General features: G+C 62.1%; 15 protein-coding genes. 7 read left to right on the forward strand and 8 right to left on the reverse strand.

Annotation, left to right across the window (positions count from 1 at the left end):
• Nucleotides 1–33 precede the first annotated feature (33 nt).
• The 7 genes from glpE to AO356_RS14370 all read right to left on the reverse strand — a co-directional run bounded on the left by glpE (nucleotide 34) and on the right by AO356_RS14370 (nucleotide 7,664).
• On the reverse strand, nucleotides 34–363 hold the full coding sequence (gene glpE, locus AO356_RS14340; RefSeq protein WP_060740356.1) for a thiosulfate sulfurtransferase GlpE: 330 nt from the start codon (nucleotides 361–363) through the stop codon (nucleotides 34–36).
• A gap of 32 nt (nucleotides 364–395) precedes the next feature.
• On the reverse strand, nucleotides 396–1,271 hold the full coding sequence (locus AO356_RS14345) for a symmetrical bis(5'-nucleosyl)-tetraphosphatase (RefSeq protein WP_060740357.1): 876 nt from the start codon (nucleotides 1,269–1,271) through the stop codon (nucleotides 396–398).
• A complete protein-coding gene (gene apaG / locus AO356_RS14350; RefSeq protein ID WP_053125932.1) occupies nucleotides 1,271–1,651 on the reverse strand; it encodes a Co2+/Mg2+ efflux protein ApaG in 381 nt (126 codons plus the stop codon). Before apaG ends, AO356_RS14345 begins: the two co-directional genes overlap by 1 nt.
• 116 nt (nucleotides 1,652–1,767) lie before the next feature.
• A complete protein-coding gene (gene rsmA, locus AO356_RS14355) occupies nucleotides 1,768–2,586 on the reverse strand; it encodes a 16S rRNA (adenine(1518)-N(6)/adenine(1519)-N(6))-dimethyltransferase RsmA (RefSeq protein ID WP_060740358.1) in 819 nt (272 codons plus the stop codon).
• Nucleotides 2,583–3,572 carry a 4-hydroxythreonine-4-phosphate dehydrogenase PdxA gene (pdxA, locus tag AO356_RS14360; RefSeq protein WP_060740359.1) on the reverse strand — a complete coding sequence of 330 codons (990 nt, stop codon included), beginning with the start codon at nucleotides 3,570–3,572 and terminating at the stop codon, nucleotides 2,583–2,585. The genes rsmA and pdxA overlap by 4 nt, the downstream gene beginning before the upstream one ends.
• Nucleotides 3,569–4,885, reverse strand: coding sequence for a peptidylprolyl isomerase SurA (gene surA / locus AO356_RS14365; protein WP_013694355.1), 1,317 nt, complete (start codon nucleotides 4,883–4,885; stop codon nucleotides 3,569–3,571). The genes pdxA and surA overlap by 4 nt, the downstream gene beginning before the upstream one ends.
• Nucleotides 4,866–7,664, reverse strand: coding sequence for an LPS-assembly protein LptD (locus AO356_RS14370; RefSeq protein WP_060740360.1), 2,799 nt, complete (start codon nucleotides 7,662–7,664; stop codon nucleotides 4,866–4,868). The genes surA and AO356_RS14370 overlap by 20 nt, the downstream gene beginning before the upstream one ends.
• 130 nt (nucleotides 7,665–7,794) lie before the next feature.
• On the opposite strand from AO356_RS14370, the gene AO356_RS14375 reads away from it, so the two are divergent.
• The 3 genes from AO356_RS14375 to AO356_RS14385 are packed head-to-tail and all read left to right on the forward strand — an operon-like array spanning nucleotide 7,795 to nucleotide 10,257.
• A complete protein-coding gene (locus AO356_RS14375) occupies nucleotides 7,795–8,820 on the forward strand; it encodes an aminoglycoside phosphotransferase family protein (protein ID WP_060740361.1) in 1,026 nt (341 codons plus the stop codon).
• Nucleotides 8,817–9,488, forward strand: a complete 672-nt coding sequence (gene murU / locus AO356_RS14380; RefSeq protein WP_060740362.1) for an N-acetylmuramate alpha-1-phosphate uridylyltransferase MurU — start codon at nucleotides 8,817–8,819, stop codon at nucleotides 9,486–9,488. Before AO356_RS14375 ends, murU begins: the two co-directional genes overlap by 4 nt.
• Nucleotide 9,489: 1 nt before the next feature.
• Complete coding sequence (locus AO356_RS14385) at nucleotides 9,490–10,257, forward strand: TerB family tellurite resistance protein (RefSeq protein WP_060740363.1); 768 nt, start codon at nucleotides 9,490–9,492, stop codon at nucleotides 10,255–10,257.
• A gap of 195 nt (nucleotides 10,258–10,452) precedes the next feature.
• Here the strand turns inward: AO356_RS14385 and AO356_RS14390 are convergent, their stop codons facing one another.
• Nucleotides 10,453–11,445 (reverse strand): alpha/beta hydrolase family protein, encoded by a 993-nt coding sequence (locus AO356_RS14390; protein ID WP_060740364.1) that lies wholly within the window; start codon nucleotides 11,443–11,445, stop codon nucleotides 10,453–10,455.
• A gap of 74 nt (nucleotides 11,446–11,519) precedes the next feature.
• Here AO356_RS14390 and AO356_RS14395 point away from each other — a divergent pair, with 74 nt between their 5' ends.
• The 4 genes from AO356_RS14395 to AO356_RS14410 all read left to right on the forward strand — a co-directional run bounded on the left by AO356_RS14395 (nucleotide 11,520) and on the right by AO356_RS14410 (nucleotide 17,231).
• Nucleotides 11,520–13,916: a PAS domain-containing sensor histidine kinase gene (locus tag AO356_RS14395; RefSeq protein WP_060740365.1), complete on the forward strand. Its 2,397-nt coding sequence runs from the start codon at nucleotides 11,520–11,522 to the stop codon at nucleotides 13,914–13,916.
• A 121-nt stretch (nucleotides 13,917–14,037) separates the two neighbouring features.
• Complete coding sequence (locus tag AO356_RS14400; RefSeq protein WP_060740366.1) at nucleotides 14,038–14,667, forward strand: response regulator transcription factor; 630 nt, start codon at nucleotides 14,038–14,040, stop codon at nucleotides 14,665–14,667.
• A gap of 346 nt (nucleotides 14,668–15,013) precedes the next feature.
• A complete protein-coding gene (locus AO356_RS14405; protein WP_060740367.1) occupies nucleotides 15,014–16,138 on the forward strand; it encodes an ABC transporter ATP-binding protein in 1,125 nt (374 codons plus the stop codon).
• A gap of 49 nt (nucleotides 16,139–16,187) precedes the next feature.
• Nucleotides 16,188–17,231 carry an ABC transporter substrate-binding protein gene (locus AO356_RS14410; RefSeq protein WP_042730717.1) on the forward strand — a complete coding sequence of 348 codons (1,044 nt, stop codon included), beginning with the start codon at nucleotides 16,188–16,190 and terminating at the stop codon, nucleotides 17,229–17,231.
• Nucleotides 17,232–17,267: the final 36 nt, after the last annotated feature.

Raw genomic sequence — 17,267 nt, forward strand, 5'->3', positions numbered from 1 at the left:
CACGGTTCACGCGGGCTTGGCCGGCATAAAAAATTATTCGGCGGTGCCTTGCGCTGTTTCTGCAGGATAGGTCGTGCGCCACAACTCGAAACCACCGTCCAGGCTGTAGACGTCGGTGAAGCCCTGGCTGATCAGATAGGCGGCTGCGCTCTGGCTGGAGTTGCCGTGATAGCAGACCACGACGGTCGGCGCATCGAGGTCGGCGGCACGGATGAAGTCGGCGATGGAATGGTTATCCAGGTGCTTGGCGCCACTGATGTGCAGAGCCGCGAACGTGGCTGGGTCGCGGACGTCGACGACGACCGCGCCTTGCTCGCGCAGGGCCTGGGCCTGTTCCGGGGGGATGCGTTTGAATTCGGTCATGAGGGACTCCTGTAGCTTGAGCGCAACGCCGGTCAAACGGCGGTGCCGGCCGGCAATGGTGCAGTGGTCGGGTGATGGATTCTGGCGTGGCCCTGTTCGTCGCAATCGCAATGCAGTTGCTCGCCCGTGTCGACGTTCATCAACGTCATGGCGCTGCCCCACACGCAGCCGGTATCGAGGGCGAAGACGCCGGGTTCGTCGCATTGACCGCCCAGTGCCGCCCAGTGTCCGAAAATGATTTTCAGGTGACGGGTCTTGCGCTCGCTGTGCTTGAACCAGGGGGCGTAGCCGGGTGGTGCGGTCTCGATGCCTTCCTTGCCCTTGAGATCGAGCTTGCCGTCGCGGGTGCAGAAGCGCATGCGCGTGAAATAGTTGGTGATGACGCGAAGGCGGGCGCTGCCGGTGAGGTCGTTGTCCCACTTGACCGGCTCGTTGCCGTACATGCCATCGAGGTAGGGCGCGAACAGATTGTCGTCTCGCAGTGCCTGCTCCACCTCGCCGGCGCACTTGAGTGCCTTGCGCAGGGACCACTGGGGCGGGATGCCGGCATGGACCAGCGCCAGGTTCCGTGGCTCGTCGTAGTGCATGAGCTTTTGCTGGCGCAGCCACTCCAGCAGTTCAACGCAATCGGGGGCGTCGAGGATTTCACTCAAGGTGTCGGACTTTTTCAGGCGCTCGATGTTCTGCCAGGCGGCCAACAGGTGCAGGTCGTGGTTGCCGAGCACGCACACCAGCGACTGGCGGATGCCGTAGAGAAAACGCAACGTCTCAAGGGATTGCGGGCCACGGTTGACCAGGTCGCCCACCAGCCACAGCGTGTCTTTCTGGGGGTCGAAGGCGACGCGTTCCAATAGGCATTTGAGCGGATCGAGGCAGCCTTGCAGGTCGCCGACCGCATACGTGGCCATTAGTGCAGCGCTCCGGGCACGGCCAGGCGAAAGGGCTTGATGACGGCGTCGAAGCGTGTGCCGTCCTCGGCCAGCATCTGGTAGGTGCCCTGCATGGTGCCGACCTTGGTGGTCATCACGGTCCCGCTGCTGTAGCTGTGGCTTTTACCGGCGTCGATCAACGGCTGCTGGCCGACAACGCCTTCACCACGCACTTCTTCGACATGGCCGTCGCCATCGGTGATGACCCAGTGCCGCGACAGCAGCCTGGCCGGCAAGGAGCCATTGTTGCGCACGGTAATGCTGTAGGCGAAGGCGAAGCGGTCATGCTCGGGTTGCGACTGTTCTGCCAGAAAACGGGTGGTGACGCTGACGTCGACCTGGTAACGAGGATCAGACATGCAAATAAGGCCTTAAAAACGAAGCGGGACGCGGGCGCGACTCAGGAGATCAGTCTAGGCCAAGTATCGGGTAGTAGACCAGACTGGCGTACTGCCCGATAGCGCTTGTCACCCGTTCAGCTGGCGTCGGCTTGCGGGGCGACCTGTTCGCTGAGCTTGTCGGCCAGGCGTACGAAGGCAGCCAGGTCCAGTTGCTCGGGGCGTAGGCTGCCATCGACGCCGGCGGCTTCGATTTCGGCGCTGCTGAGCAACAGTTTCAAGGTGTTGCGCAAGGTTTTGCGGCGTTGGTTGAACGCTTCGCGCACCACCCGCTCCAGCAGGCGATGATCCTTGGCCGGGTGCGGCAGGACGGCATGAGGTACCAGGCGGACGATGGCCGAATCGACTTTCGGCGGCGGGTTGAATGCCCCCGGGCCGACGTTGAACAGGTGTTCGACCCGGCAATGGTACTGGACCATGATCGACAGGCGACCCCAATCGCCACCGCCAGGGCCGGCGGCGAGGCGCTCGACCACTTCTTTCTGCAGCATGAAGTGCATGTCGCGGATCAGGCTGGCGTTGCTCAGCAGATGGAAGATCAGCGGTGTGGAGATGTTGTACGGCAGGTTTCCCACCACCCGCAGGCTGTTCGGCGCGGCATTCAGGCTATTGAAGTCGAACTTCAGTGCGTCGCCCTGGTGCAGGTTGAAATTGCTCTTGCCGGCGAACTGCTGGTTGAGGATCGGGACCAGGTCCTTGTCCAGTTCCACCACGTCCAGTTGCGCGCCGCTGTCGAGCAGGCCCTCGGTCAGGGCGCCCTGGCCCGGCCCGATTTCCAGCAGGCGGTCGTCGGGCTTGGCCCGGATGGAGCGCAGGATGCGATCGATCACGCCGGCGTCATGCAGGAAGTTCTGGCCGAAGCGCTTGCGCGCGCGGTGTTGGTATTGCTCGGTCATAAATGGGTCTCGGCCATCTGGTAGGCGGTTTCCAGGGCGACTTGCAGGCTGCCGGTATCGATCTTGCCGCTGCCGGCCAGGTCCAGGGCGGTGCCATGGTCCACGGAGGTACGGATGATCGGCAGGCCCAACGTCACGTTGACTGCCGCGCCGAAGCCTTTGTACTTCAGCACGGGCAGGCCCTGGTCGTGGTACATCGCCAGCACTGCATCGCAGTGCTCCAGATATTTGGGGGTAAACAGAGTGTCGGCAGGCAGCGGGCCACGCAGGTCCATGCCCTCGCTGCGCAAGCGCTCCAAAGTGGGTTCGATGATGTCGATTTCTTCACGGCCCAGGTGCCCGCCTTCGCCGGCATGGGGATTGAGCCCACAGACCAGGATACGTGGCCGGGCGATGCCGAATTTTTCCTGGAGGTCGGCGTGCAGGATGCGCGTGACCCGCTCCAGGCGTTCCGGGGTGATGGCGTCGGCGATGTCCCGCAAGGGCAGGTGAGTGGTCACCAGGGCCACACGCAGGCCGCGGGTGGCGAGCATCATCACCACTTGCGCGGTGTGGGTCAGGTCCGCCAGGAATTCGGTGTGTCCGGAAAAGGCAATCCCGGATTCGTTGATCACGCCCTTGTGCACCGGTGCGGTGATCATGCCAGCGAACACCCCGTCCAGGCAGCCTTGGCCGGCGCGGGTCAGGGTTTGCAGGACGAACGCGGCGTTGGCCTTGTCCAACTGCCCGGTGACGACCGGGGCGCCCAAGGGCGTATCCCAGACATACAGGCTGTTGGCGGGCGCCGGAGCATCCGGCCAGGCCTGCGGCGTCACCGGCAACAGGTCGACGACCACCCCCAGTTGCGCGGCCCGCTCAAGGAGCAGGTCGCGACTGGTGATGGCAATCAGGGGGTGCGGCTGGGGGTGCGAGGCGAGCAGCAGGCACAGGTCGGGACCGATGCCGGCTGGTTCGCCGGGTGTCAGCGCGAAACGCTTGGGTTTCACTGCGCTGCCTGGTCTGCACCAGGAAGTTTGATTTCAACGTAGGCTTCATCGCGAATCTGACGCAGCCAGGTTTGCAGCTCTTCGTCGTATTTGCGGTTACGCAATACGGTCATCGCCTGCTGTTCACGCGCCTGGGTGGTGCTGTCGGTGGCGCGACGGCCAAGGACTTCCAGTACGTGCCAGCCATACGGGCTCTTGAACGGCTTGGACAGTTGGCCTTGCGGCGTATCGGCCATGACCTGGCGGAACTCGGGAACCAGTGCATTCGGGTCAACCCAGTTCAGATCGCCGCCGTTGAGGGCCGACCCCGGGTCTTCGGAGAAACTCTTCGCCAGTTCGGCGAAGTCCTCGCCCGCTTCGATGCGGTCGTAGAGTTTTTCCGCCAGGCGCTTGGTCTCGGCTTCGCTGCGAATCTCGCTTGGCTTGATCAGGATGTGGCGAACATGCACTTCGTCACGGACCTGGGTTCCGCCACCGCGCTTTTCCAGCACTTTCAGGATAATGAAGCCGCCTGGGGTGCGTGCTGGCTGGGTGATGTCGCCCACGGCCATGGCGCTGAGTTCACGGTCGAACGGAGGCGGCAGTTGAGCGGGCTTGCGCCAGCCCATGTCGCCGCCTTCCAGGGCGTTGTCGCTGCCCGACTTGGCAATGGCCATCTGGCCGAAATCAGCGCCTTGCTTGAGCTGCTGGTAGACATCCATTGCCTGGCGATAAGCGCTCTGGATGGCTTCGGAGTTGGCGCTTTCCGGGGTAGGAATCAGGATGTTCGCCAGGTGCAGCTCTTCGGAAAGCTGCATCTTGCCCAGGTCGGAGGCGAGGAAATTCTTCACTTCCTGTTCCGACACCTGGATGCGTTCGGCGACACGGCGCTGGCGCACACGGCTGATGACCATTTCGCGACGGATCTGATCGCGGGCGTCCTCGTAGGAGAGGCCGTCGCGAGCCAGGGCGGCGCGGAACTGGTCGATGCTCATGTTATTGCGCTGGGCAATGGTGCCGACAGCCTGGTTCAGTTCTTCATCGGTAATGCGGATGCCGGAACGCTCGCCGATCTGCAGTTGCAGGTTTTCGACGATCAGGCGCTCGAGCACTTGTTGGTCCAGTACGCCTGGTGGCGGCTGGCCGCCGCCGCGCTTGGCGATGGTTTGCTGCACTTCATGGACGCGCTGGTCCAGCTGGCTCTGCATGACCACGTCGTTGTCGACGATAGCCACGACCTTGTCGATGGACTGTACCGCGGCGTTGGCCGCGGTACCCAGGAACAGCGCGCCCAGCATCAGCGGGCGCAGACAATCAGAAAGCTTGGTCTTCACGTTCACGATAACCTTGGATGCCTTTGTCGAGGAAGCTCTCTACCTTGGCGCCGGTGAGGCCGCCGAGTCCCTTCAGAACAATTTGGAGGAAGACGCCGTGGTCGCCTTTTTCGTTTTCCGGGGCGGCTTGACTGAACTCTTCGTAGTCGACCCAGTAACGGTTGATCAGGCGCAATTTCCAGCAGCAGTTGTCGTATTCGAAACCACCGAAGGCTTCCAGGGTACGGTTGCGGTTGTAGTCATACTGCCAGCGGCTGATGGCGTTCCACTGCGGCACGATCGGCCAGATGACCGAGAAGTCGTGCTGCTGGATCTTGTAGTAGTCCTTCACGTAGCCAGGCTGGCCAGGCGTACCGTAGTCGCCACCGCCCACGGACCATTGACCCGTAGTCTGGTCGTAACGGACCTGGTCGTTGCGATAGCGATAACCGGCGTTGATGACCTTGTTCGGGTTGTCTTCAGGCTGGTAGTGGAACATCGCGCTACCCGAGCGAGGGCTGCGAGTGTCCGGGTCCCAGTTATAGGTAGCCGTGGTGCGCCAATCGCGGTTCCAACGGAACTCATACTCCAGGGCGTAAGGCGAGACATCCGATTTGGCGTCTTCGCGCGTCTTGAAGTCGATGCCCGGCAACTGGACTTCGCGATCCTTGAAGTAAAAGGCCTGGCCGACGCTGATGCGCTGGCGTTCGAAACCGTTTTCTTGGATCCAGCGGCTGGTTATGCCCAGCGACAGTTTGTTCTCGTCGCCGACACGGTCGGAGCCCGAAAAACGATTGTCACGGAACAGCGAGGAGTAGCTGAAGGTGTACTCACCAGTGTCGAACACAGGGATATCGCTCTGGTCTTTCTCAGGTACGTAGAGATAGAACAGGCGCGGTTCCAGGGTTTGGCGATAGTTGGTGCCGAACCACTGGGTATCACGGTCGAAATACAGGCCGCTATCGATACTGGCGATTGGGACGCCGCGGCTCTGGCTGCCGCTGTACGTGCCGCGCAGGCGATCTGTCTCGGCGGATTGCGCGGCGATCTGGGATTTGCCAGTGCCGTCCAGATCCAGATCGTATTGGGTGTATTGGTATTTGAGCGACGGCGTGATGAAGCCGTAGGTGGCTTCCATCGGCAGGCTCATTACCGGTGCCAGATTCAGGCGAGTACCGTTGGCCCGTGCCAGTCCGCGAACGTTGGAGTCCAGCCTTGGCTCGGAGTTACCGTCTTCGTCGGTGTAGGCGCCGGTCCGCAGATCACGATCGAACCGCACCAGCTCTGTCTTGTAGGCGAGGTCCAGTCCATACGGGTGTTGCGGCAGCTCACCGATGAAGGTGATCTGAGGCAAGCGGTTGTAAGGGGTGATCTTCGAAATCGTTGCCATCTGGTAGGCCTGGGCATTCACCCGCGCCGTGTAGCTGTCGCCACGATAGCTGACTGCGCCTTGCTGATTGACGTAATCATTGGACTCGATACCAATCTGATCGCTTTCAAGATCCTGGAAATAGTACGGATCGCTGATCTTGGTGTAGTCGACTTCTGTCAGCACGCGCGAATCGAGGCCGCCCTTGTGCTGCCAGTTGTACATGTAGCGGGTCTTGTCGTAGTCGCTCTGCCCGCTGCGCTCGTTGTCTTCGTCGTTGAGGTACGCCGCGCCGAACTGACCTTCGCTGGACTTGGTCAGGTAGCGGAACTCGCCTTCCATCAACAGGCCGCGCTTGCTCATGTAGCGTGGGTACAACGTGGCGTCATAGTTCGGCGCCAGGTTGAAGTAGTACGGGGTGACCAGCAGGAAGCCGGTGTCGCTGCCGCTGCCGATGGTCGGCGGCAGGAAGCCGGACTGGCGACGGTCGTCGATCGGGAAGTAGATGTACGGCGTGTACAGGACCGGGAAGTCCTTGACCCGCAGCGTCACGTTGGTCGCGGTGCCGAAGCCGGTGGCCGGGTTTAGGGTGATGTTGTTGCCCTTGAGCGTCCAGGCGTTGCTGCCCGGTTCGCACGTGGTGTAGGTACCGTCCTTGAGGCGGATGATCGCGTTCTCGGCGCGCTTGGCGTACAGCGCGTTACCGCGGATGCGCGATTTGTGCATCACGTATTCGGCGTTGTCGACCTTGGCTTCGCCGGTGTCCAGCTGTACATCGGCATGGTCGCCGACGATCAGCGCACCGTTGTCGCGAACCCGTACGTTGCCGCTCAGCTCGCCACGGTTCTCGGCCTGGTACAGGCTGGCCTCGTCGGCCTCGACCTGCATGCTGCCCTGGCGCATGACCACGTCACCGGCCAGGGTCGCCACCTGTTCTTCCTGCTGATAGCGTGAAGCCTTGGCACCGAGGAACGTGGGCGCATCGCTCTTGGCGGTCTTGTCATTCATGCCAGGACGCGTCGGCTCGATATAGGCACCGGCGCAGTAAGGACCGGTTTCAGCCAGTTGCGCCGGGGTGAGGTTCTCGCGTGGAACCCAATCCAGGTGGCTGTAGTCTGCACTGCGCGACTTCAGACCGCGGCCCTTGGCTTCGGTAACGAGCATCGGCTTTTCGCCGGCTTCCTCGCCCGAGCTGCTGTCGGCTGGTGCCGCGCCGCTGTCGGAAACCGCACTGCCGTCATGCACGGGACGCGGCGGCAACGCGGCGGCCGGTGTCTTGGGCGCACAGTCCCAGGCACCCGAAGCGGAGACGGAGCAGTCATACTGCTGCGCCGCGACGACGAATGAAGAGGCCAGGGGTTGCAGGGCCAGCAGACTGCCGGTGACCAGCAACGGAAATTTTTTACGAAACGCGGGGGATTTCAATGCCATCTTATTAGTCCGGGCTTCCTGCGTGCCATCTGCCCGCGGTGTGGGCCGCACGCCTCTCGATGGTCTGAAAAAGATGCTGGATAATAAAGCATGACCCGCTTGACGGCTAGCGCCGTCGGAGACCCTTGCAATGCCCGACCAAGATGTACGCTTGCAACACCTGAAAGTTTGGCTCGATGAACAACTGCCGATCCTTTTCACTCAACAGGGCTGGGGCACCGTACCCCCGGCCACGTTGACCGCCGCCAGCAGTGACGCGAGTTTCCGGCGGTATTTCCGCTGGGAAGGCGAGGGTCGCAGTTTGATCGTAATGGATGCGCCACCGCCCCAGGAAAACTGCAAACCCTTCGTGGATATTGCTTTTTTACTGGCGAAATCCGGCATCAACGTGCCGAAAATTTATGCCGAAGACCTTGAGCGCGGCTTTCTTTTGCTCAATGACCTGGGCAATCAGACCTACCTGGACGTGATCGACGGTGAAAATGCCGACGATTTATTCGACGATGCCTTGCAGGCCTTGTTGGCTTTCCAGCAACTGCCGATGGTCGCGCCGTTGCCGAGCTACGATGTCGCGTTGTTGCGTCGGGAGCTGGAATTGTTTCCCGAGTGGTACGTCAAGCGCGAGCTGGGCATCGAATTCGATCCGGCCCAGCAACAACTCTGGCAACAGGCCAGCGAGCTGTTGATCGACAGCGCCCTGGCCCAGCCCAAAGTGCTGGTGCACCGCGACTACATGCCGCGCAACCTGATGCTCAGCGTACCGAACCCCGGTGTGCTGGACTTTCAGGATGCGGTCTATGGCCCGGTGACCTATGACGTGACCTGCCTGTTCAAGGATGCGTTCCTCAGTTGGCCCGAGGCGCGTGTGCGTGGTTGGCTGGAGCGTTACTGGCAGCAGGCTGGCGCCCTTGGCATTCCCGTCCAGCCGGATCTCGAGGATTTCCTGCGGGCCAGCGACTTGATGGGCGTGCAGCGTCACCTCAAGGTCATCGGGATCTTCGCGCGCATTTGCCACCGTGATGGCAAACCACGTTACCTCGGTGATGTGCCGCGTTTCTTTGCTTATATAGAAGCGGTCATCGCCCGGCGTCCTGAACTGGCACCGCTCGATGAGCTGCTTGGCAGCCTGCGGCAGTTGGCCGGAGCAACAGAATGAAGGCAATGATCCTGGCGGCGGGCAAGGGCGAGCGCATGCGCCCCTTGACCCTCACCACGCCAAAGCCGTTGATTCGCGTGGGTGGCGTTCCCTTGATCGAATACCACTTGCGGGCGCTCGCCAAGGCCGGGTTCTCCGAGATCGTGATCAATCACGCCTGGCTCGGCCAGCAGATCGAAGATCACCTGGGGGACGGTTCGGGTTTTGGCGTGAGCATTCGGTTTTCACCCGAAGGCGAGCCGTTGGAAACCGGTGGTGGAATCTTCCGGGCCTTGCCGCTGCTGGGCGATGACGCGTTTGTGGTGGTGAACGGCGATATCTGGACCGACTACGATTTCAGCGTCTTGCGCAGGCCGCTCAAAGGGCTGGCGCACCTGGTGCTGGTCGATAATCCAGAGCATCACCCGGACGGCGATTTCATCCTGGCCGACGGAAAGGTTCACGATGGGCAAACACCTGCCGACAACCTGACCTATAGCGGCATTGCCGTCCTGCACCCGCGCTTGTTCGACGGTTGCACAGGCGGTGCCTTCAAGCTCGCACCGCTGTTGCGCACGGCCATGGCCGAAGGGTGCGTCAGTGGCGAGCACCTGAAAGGACATTGGGTCGATGTCGGCACCCATGAACGGTTGGCGCAGGTCGAAACCTTGATAGAAGCGAGCGGTTGATATGTGGTGGCCAGGGACTCTGATTGGAGCCGGGGCAGGCTTTGCCATCGCCAGCATTCCGGGGGCCATGCTTGGCGCGTTGTTGGGGCAGGCGCTGGACCGGCGCCTGAACCTGCAGGGCTGGGCGCAAGTACGCGAGCGTCTGGGCGGCCGCCCGGCGTTGCGCAACGATGAATTGTTGTTCGTATTGCTCGGGCGCTTGGCCAAATGCGATGGGCGCGTGGTCGACGGCCACATCCAGCAGGCTCGCCAGGAGATGCGGGCGTTGGACTTGAGTGAATCGGCGCAGCGCCGGGCGATCGCGGCGTTCAACCGGGGCAAGTCCGGAAACGATCGGTTGCGCGGTTACATGCGTCGCCTGGCCGTCCAGCCCCATGCGGCTGAAGGGGTATTGCGCGCCTGTTGGCGGATGGTCTGGGCCGATGGGCGTGCCGGTGTCGGCGAGCGAGAGCTGGTGGCCCAATGGGGCCGCTGGTTGGGCTGGACGCCGCAACAGGTCCAGGCGCTGGCGGCTGATTACGAACCGCAGAAACTGTCGCGCCCCAACGCCGGCGTGACCTATCAGGAGGCCTTGCGCTTGCTGGGGGTTTCGGCCACCAGCGAGCCGTCGCAGATCAAGCGTGCTTACCGGCGACTGCTCAGCCGCCATCACCCGGACAAGATTGCCGGCAGCGGGGCGACGCCTTTGCAGGTGCGTGAAGCCACCGACAAAACCCGAGAGCTGCATAACGCCTATCGGTTGATTCGCGAGCGGCGGGATTTTCGGTAGAAGGGATAACAGTAGAGAGGAAGGTAACCACTGTGGCGAGGGGATTTATTGTGGCGAGGGGATTTATCCCCGCTCGAGTGCGCAGCGCTCGCCATCAGATTGTGTTGTCGCGCGGGCTTTGGGGTTGCTGCGCAACCCAGCGGGGATAAATCCCCTCGCCACAAAGTTAGTGTTCGGCTTGGCCAGCTGTCAGCCTTACTCCCCTGCCTTTTGCGGATTCAACCAACCCCGAACCCGACGAAACAACTGCTCCTGCTCCGCCGACGGGTTCGGCAGGGCCTTGAGGGACACTTGGCTGAAGGTCGAACCTTTCAAGCGTTTGCTCGCCTGCAAGCGCTCCAGCGCCGCGTTGCGATCCAGCGGTTTGTCCATGTAGAAAATATCGGCGGTCGCCAGTTTCAAGGTCGGGGTCAGTTCGGCCAGGCCGGGTTTGGCAGTGACCGGCGTCTGCGCAGCCACCATCACGAAGCGTTCGACTTGCGAGGGTTGCTTTTCACTCAAGTAACGCGCGGCCCAATAGGCGCCGGTGCCATGGCCCAGTAGCACGATACGGCGTGCGCTTTGCTGTTCGGCGTAGGCCAGCGCCGCATCGATGCGGGCGAAGATGCGCTCGGCGTCGGCCTTGGCGTGCTCTTCATCGGTTTGCGCAACGAGCGGATCCACCGCATCGGCTTCGCCGCCGGCGACCTGTTCGATCGGCGCCGAAGTGGTCGCGTCCGGTGCCGCGGCAGCGGTGTCGGCCGGTTTGGTCTCGGGCGCAGCTTCCTCCACGCGAGGAGCAATGACGTCGCTTTGCAGGTCCGGCAGGGTGATACTCAGGCTGCTCCATTCGACATCGGGCAACTTTTTGCGTAATGGGCCGACGACTTGAGGCCAGTCAGCGGTTTCGCCGGCACCGGGGATGATGATGACCGCGCCTCTGGGGTCACTGGTATTGGCCGGTTTCCACAGTGCGAGGAAGGTGTCGCTGCCGGTCTGCAACTGTTGCTGTTCCTGGGGCGGGACTGTTCGTCCAAGTGCAGCCGCTTCTTCCTGGCTACGCTCGAGCAAAGGCTGGCGCTCGACAGGTTTTTCCCCGGCGGGTTGCTCGGCGGCGGGGGCCGTTTCGCTGGCCTGGACAGAAAAGGCACTTGGCAGGATCAGCGATAGGCACAATGCTGGCAACGCCAGGCGATAAACAGAGGGCATCGGATATTCCATGACCAGAAGTATTTCCGGCAGCCTAATGGGTTGGTCAGTATTTGTCAGTGCATGAGACTTCAATGATGCGTTTTTGCTGCCTGTGGGTTATCGGCTGTTTATGGCTTCCCTTGATGGCGTGGGCCGCGCCCGCGCCGTCGGCGCCTGGGGTGCAATTGAATGCAGGGCAGCGCCAATGGCTGGTGCAACATCCGCAGTGGCGGGTCGGCCTGGTCTTGCAGGCGCCCTATGCGCAATACGACCGGCGCTTGCAGCGTTTGTCCGGCACCAATGTCGAGTTGATGCAATGGCTGGGCAAGGCGCTGAACGTCGAGCTGACCTGGCGCAACTTCCAGGACGTGGCGCAACTGGAAGCGGCATTGCGTGCCGGCGAGGTGGACATCGCTCCGGGCCTGACCCAATCCCCAGGCGGGCTCAAGCTCTGGCAGTTTTCCGATCCCTACATGCGCGTGCCGCAATTGATCGTCGGTGCGCAGAAAGGCGCCGAGGGGGTGGAGTTGGAAAAACTCGACGCCCAGGCCCGCGTTGTGGTGCGCATGCCCAGTGCCACGGCCGATTACCTGCGCAGCAACTACCCGACGCTGAACCTGCAAGGCGTGCCGATGGAGCGCGAGGCCCTGCAATTGCTGCTGACCCAGCAGGCCCGGTACGCGGTGGTCGACGAGGCGCAACTGGGCAGGTTGATGGTCGAACCCGAATTCGCCGAGCTGGCGGTGGTGGGCGACATTGGCCTGCCGCAGTTGCTACGGGTTGCCACACGCCGGGACTGGCCGGAGCTGGCAGAAATCATCGACAGAGGGTTGCAGGCAATCCCGGCCAAGGAGCTGGAGCAACTGCACAGTCGTTGGCTCAAGCCAAAATACCCGCGCCTGACCGAGACCCCGGGTTTCTGGCAGAACCTGACCCTGTTGATCCTGGCCCTGCTGCTCAGCAGCGTTGCCATCGTGTTCTGGCAGCGCCGCCAGCAACGTGGACTGGAGCGCCGCCTGCGTGCCGCGAGGGAAGACATCGCCCAGCGTGCAGCCAGCGAAGAAGCCTTGCGCCTGACCCAGTTCTCCATCGATCAAAGCACGGTCGGCATCCTGTGGGTCAATTGGGACAGCCACGTGCGTTATGCCAACCGAGCGGCCGAAACCATGCTCGGCTACGCCTCGGGCGCCATCATCGAACGGCCCTTGATCGACTTCGAGCCGGGCTTGCACATGGATCGCTGGTTGAATCTGTGGAAGCGCGCCCGGGCCAGTGAAGAGGGGCCGCTGAGCTTCGAAACCGAGTGCGTGCGAGCCGATGGCAGCATTCTGCCGACCGACGTTTCCCTGAGTTTCCTGCGTTTTCGCGACGCCGAATACCTGGTGGTCTACCTCAATGATGTGACCGAGCGCCGACGTGCGCTGGCGGCGTTGCGCGAAAGCGAGGCGCGGCTGCAAGGCATCGCCGCCAACGTGCCGGGCCTGGTCTTTCGCCTGGAGCGGGCGCCGGTGACCGGCCAGATCGACTTTGCCTACATCAGCGAAGGCAGCGAAAGCCTGGTGGGCTATTCCCCTGCAACCCTGGCCCGCAGCGACACCGGGCTGCGCAGTCTGGTGCATCCGCAGGACAAGGCCGATTATCACCGCACCCAGGACCAGGCGCTGGATACCGACAGCGACTGGTCATGGCAGGGCCGTATCCTGACCCGCGAAGGCCAGGAGCGTTGGGCCGAGATCAAGGCGATCACTCGGCGTCTCGAAGATGGCGCCTATGTCTGGGACGGTATCGTCTGGGACATCACCGACAGCAAGCGCATCGAACTGGAGTTGGCCAGTTCCCGGGAGCAGTTGCGCGAGTTGTCGGCGCACCTGGAAAGCGTGCGGGAAGAGGAAAAAGCGCGGATTGCCCGGGAGGTCCACGACGAGCTGGGCCAGATGCTGACGGTGTTGAAGCTTGAAACTTCCATGTGCGAATTGGCTTACGCGCAGCTCGACCCGGGCCTGCATGAGCGGCTTAACAGCATGAAGCGCCTGATTGCTCAGCTGTTCCAGCTGGTGCGGGATGTGGCGACGGCGTTGCGCCCGCCAATTCTGGATGCCGGCATCGCTTCGGCCATCGAATGGCAGGCCCGGCGCTTCGAGGCGCGAACGCAGATTCCTTGCCTGGTGCAGGTGCCGGACAACCTGCCACCCCTGAGCGACGCCAAGGCCATCGGCCTGTTTCGGATTCTCCAGGAGGCGCTGACCAACGTGATGCGCCATGCCCAGGCGCATACTGTGGAGTTGACGCTGGTTCAGCAAGGCGCTGATTTATGTCTGACCGTCAGCGACGACGGTGTAGGATTTATTGCCGATACGAGCCGGCCAACGTCCTTTGGCCTGGTCGGCATGCGTGAACGGGTGTTGATCATGGGCGGAGAGTTGACCCTGGACAGTGAGCCGGGGGAGGGCACCACCCTGTCGGTGCGGGTGCCGTTGAATGAGGCCTGATGGTTTGGATTGCCTGGGCTGACGCTATCGCGAGCAAGCTCGCTCCCACATCGATTGAGGTGTACACACACCGTGTGGGAGCGAACTGGCTCGCGATGAGATCCTGAATCTGGAGAGTAATGTGATCCGTGTACTGGTAGCCGAAGACCACACCATCGTCCGCGAAGGCATCAAGCAGTTGATCGGCCTGGCCAAGGATCTGCTGGTGGTGGGGGAGGCGAGCAATGGCGAACAGTTGCTCGAAACCCTGCGCCAGGTGCCCTGCGAAGTGGTGCTGCTGGATATCTCCATGCCGGGTGTCAACGGCCTGGAAGCGATCCCGCGGATCCGTGCGTTGAACAATCCGCCGGCCATCCTGGTGCTGTCGATGCATGACGAGGCACAAATGGCCGCCCGTGCCCTGAAGGTCGGCGCCGCGGGTTACGCAACCAAGGACAGCGACCCGGCCTTGCTGCTCATGGCGATTCGCAAGGTCGCGGCGGGCGGGCGCTACATCGACCCGGACCTGGCCGACCGCATGGTCTTCGAAGTCGGCCTGACGGACACGCGACCGCTGCACTCGCTGCTGTCCGAGCGTGAATTCTCGGTCTTCGAACGCCTGGCCCAGGGCGCCAACGTCAACGACATCGCCCAGCAACTGGCCCTGAGCAGCAAGACCATCAGCACCCACAAGGCGCGGCTGATGCAGAAACTCAACATCACCTCATTGGCCGAGTTGGTGAAATATGCGATGGAGCACAAGTTGCTCTGAGCCCCGCAATTTCCACTTGTGGGAGCGAGCTTGCTCGCGATGGCGGCGGCACATTCAATATTGATGTCGGCTGACACTCCGCTATCGCGAGCAAGCTCGCCCCCACAGGGTTTTGTGTTGGCATATCCATTTGCGACACACCCCGACAGCGCTTTTTGCCCTTACTTGCAGCTTGGCGCTTGAAACGCGCCGCCGCACTTACCCAATCCCGCCATCCTTGTAGGGCGATCCCTACCCCGACTCTTCCATCCGGCTGAGGCGATTCTCTCCTGCGCCCCGATTTGCGCGGACCCCAGGGTCCACTAGGCTTGATTCACAAGCAGTCATCAAAACAAAAGGTGCGGGTATGAGCCAGGTCGATTCAAGCGCGGGGGCCAGCGATGTGCTGGTCAGCTTTCGTGGTGTGCAGAAGAGCTACGACGGCGAGAACCTGATCGTCAAAGACCTCAACCTGGACATTCGCAAAGGCGAATTCCTGACCCTGCTCGGGCCTTCCGGCTCCGGCAAGACCACCAGCCTGATGATGCTCGCCGGGTTTGAAACCCCAACCGCCGGCGAGATCCTGCTGGCCGGGCGTTCGATCAACAATGTGCCGCCGCACAAGCGCGACATCGGCATGGTGTTCCAGAACTACGCCTTGTTCCCGCACATGACCGTCGCCGAGAACCTGGCTTTCCCGTTGACCGTGCGAGGCCTGAACAAGAGCGACGTGAGTGATCGGGTCAAGCGTGTCCTGAGCATGGTCCAGCTGGACAGCTTCGCCCAACGCTACCCGGCGCAATTGTCCGGCGGCCAGCAACAACGGGTGGCCCTGGCCCGGGCGCTGGTGTTCGAGCCGCAGTTGGTGCTGATGGACGAACCCCTGGGGGCGCTGGACAAGCAATTGCGTGAACACATGCAGATGGAAATCAAACACCTGCACCAGCGCCTTGGCGTGACCGTGGTCTACGTGACCCACGACCAGGGCGAAGCCTTGACCATGTCCGACCGCGTGGCGGTGTTCCACCAGGGTGAAATCCAGCAGATCGCCCCACCGCGCACCCTGTATGAAGAGCCGAAAAACACTTTCGTCGCCAACTTCATCGGCGAAAACAACCGTCTCAACGGTCGCCTGCACAGCCACACCGGCGATCGTTGCCTGGTGGAGTTGGCGCGCGGCGAGAAAGTCGAGGCCCTGGCGGTGAATGTCGGTCAGCCGGGCGAGCCGGTGACCCTGTCGATTCGTCCGGAGCGGGTGAGCCTCAACGGCGTCAGCGAACAATGTGTCAACCGCTTCTCAGGGAGGGTGGCGGAATTCATCTATCTGGGCGACCACGTCCGGGTTCGCCTGGAAGTCTGTGGCAAGAACGACTTCTTCGTGAAGCAACCGATTGCCGAGCTCGATCCCGGGCTCGCCGTCGGCGACGTGGTTCCGCTTGGCTGGCAAGTCGAGCATGTGCGTGCGCTCGATCCCCTTCTAGAGGCGAATTGATCGCCCCCTGCTGTACCAACACCAACCCTGCACGTGGAGAGAACAATAAATGTTGAGATCCCTGAAGTTCACAGCCCTGACACTGGGCATGATGGGTGCGGCAAGCGCGATGGCGGCGGGCCCGGACCTGACCGTGGTGTCTTTCGGCGGGGCGAACAAGGCGGCTCAGGTCAAAGCCTTCTACGCACCGTGGGAAGCGGCTGGCAACGGCAAGATCGTGGCTGGCGAGTACAACGGCGAAATGGCCAAGGTCAAGGCCATGGTCGATACCAAGAGCGTTTCCTGGGACCTGGTGGAAGTCGAGTCTCCGGAATTGTCCCGTGGTTGTGACGAAGACATGTTCGAGCAACTGGACCCGGCCCTGTTCGGCAAGACCGAAGACTACGTCAAGGGCGCCATCCAGCCTTGCGGCGTAGGTTTCTTCGTGTGGTCGACCGTGTTGGCCTACAACGCCGACAAACTCAAGACCGCGCCGACCAGTTGGGCAGACTTCTGGGACACCAAGCAATTCCCGGGCAAGCGCGGCCTGCGCAAAGGCGCCAAGTACACCCTGGAATTCGCCTTGATGGCCGACGGCGTAGCGCCGAAAGACGTCTACAAAGTGCTGGCCGGCAAAGATGGCCAGGACCGTGCGTTCAAGAAGCTCGACGAGCTCAAGCCGAATATCCAGTGGTGGGAAGCCGGCGCCCAGCCGCCGCAATACCTGGCTTCCGGTGACGTGGTCATGAGCTCGGCCTACAACGGCCGGATCGCTGCGGTACAGAAAGAAAGCAACCTGAAAGTGGTGTGGAACGGCGGTATCTACGACTTCGACGCCTGGGCCATCCCGCGCGGCCTGGACAAGACTCGCGCCGAAGCGGCGAAGAAATTCATCGCCTTCTCGGTCGCACCGCAGCAGCAGAAGACCTACTCGGAAAACATCGCCTACGGCCCGGCCAATACCCAGGCTGTGCCGTTGCTGGCCAAGGATGTCCTCAAAGACATGCCGACCACCCCGGAAAACATCGCCAACCAGGTGCAGATCGACGTCAGCTTCTGGGCTGACAACGGTGAGCAACTGGAGCAGCGCTTCAACTCCTGGGCGGCCAAGTAACCCGACGCTCTGAAGCTGGATGAAATCCATGTGGGA

The sequence above is a fragment of the Pseudomonas fluorescens genome (genome assembly GCF_001307275.1).
GTDB lineage: Bacteria > Pseudomonadota > Gammaproteobacteria > Pseudomonadales > Pseudomonadaceae > Aquipseudomonas > Aquipseudomonas fluorescens_AA.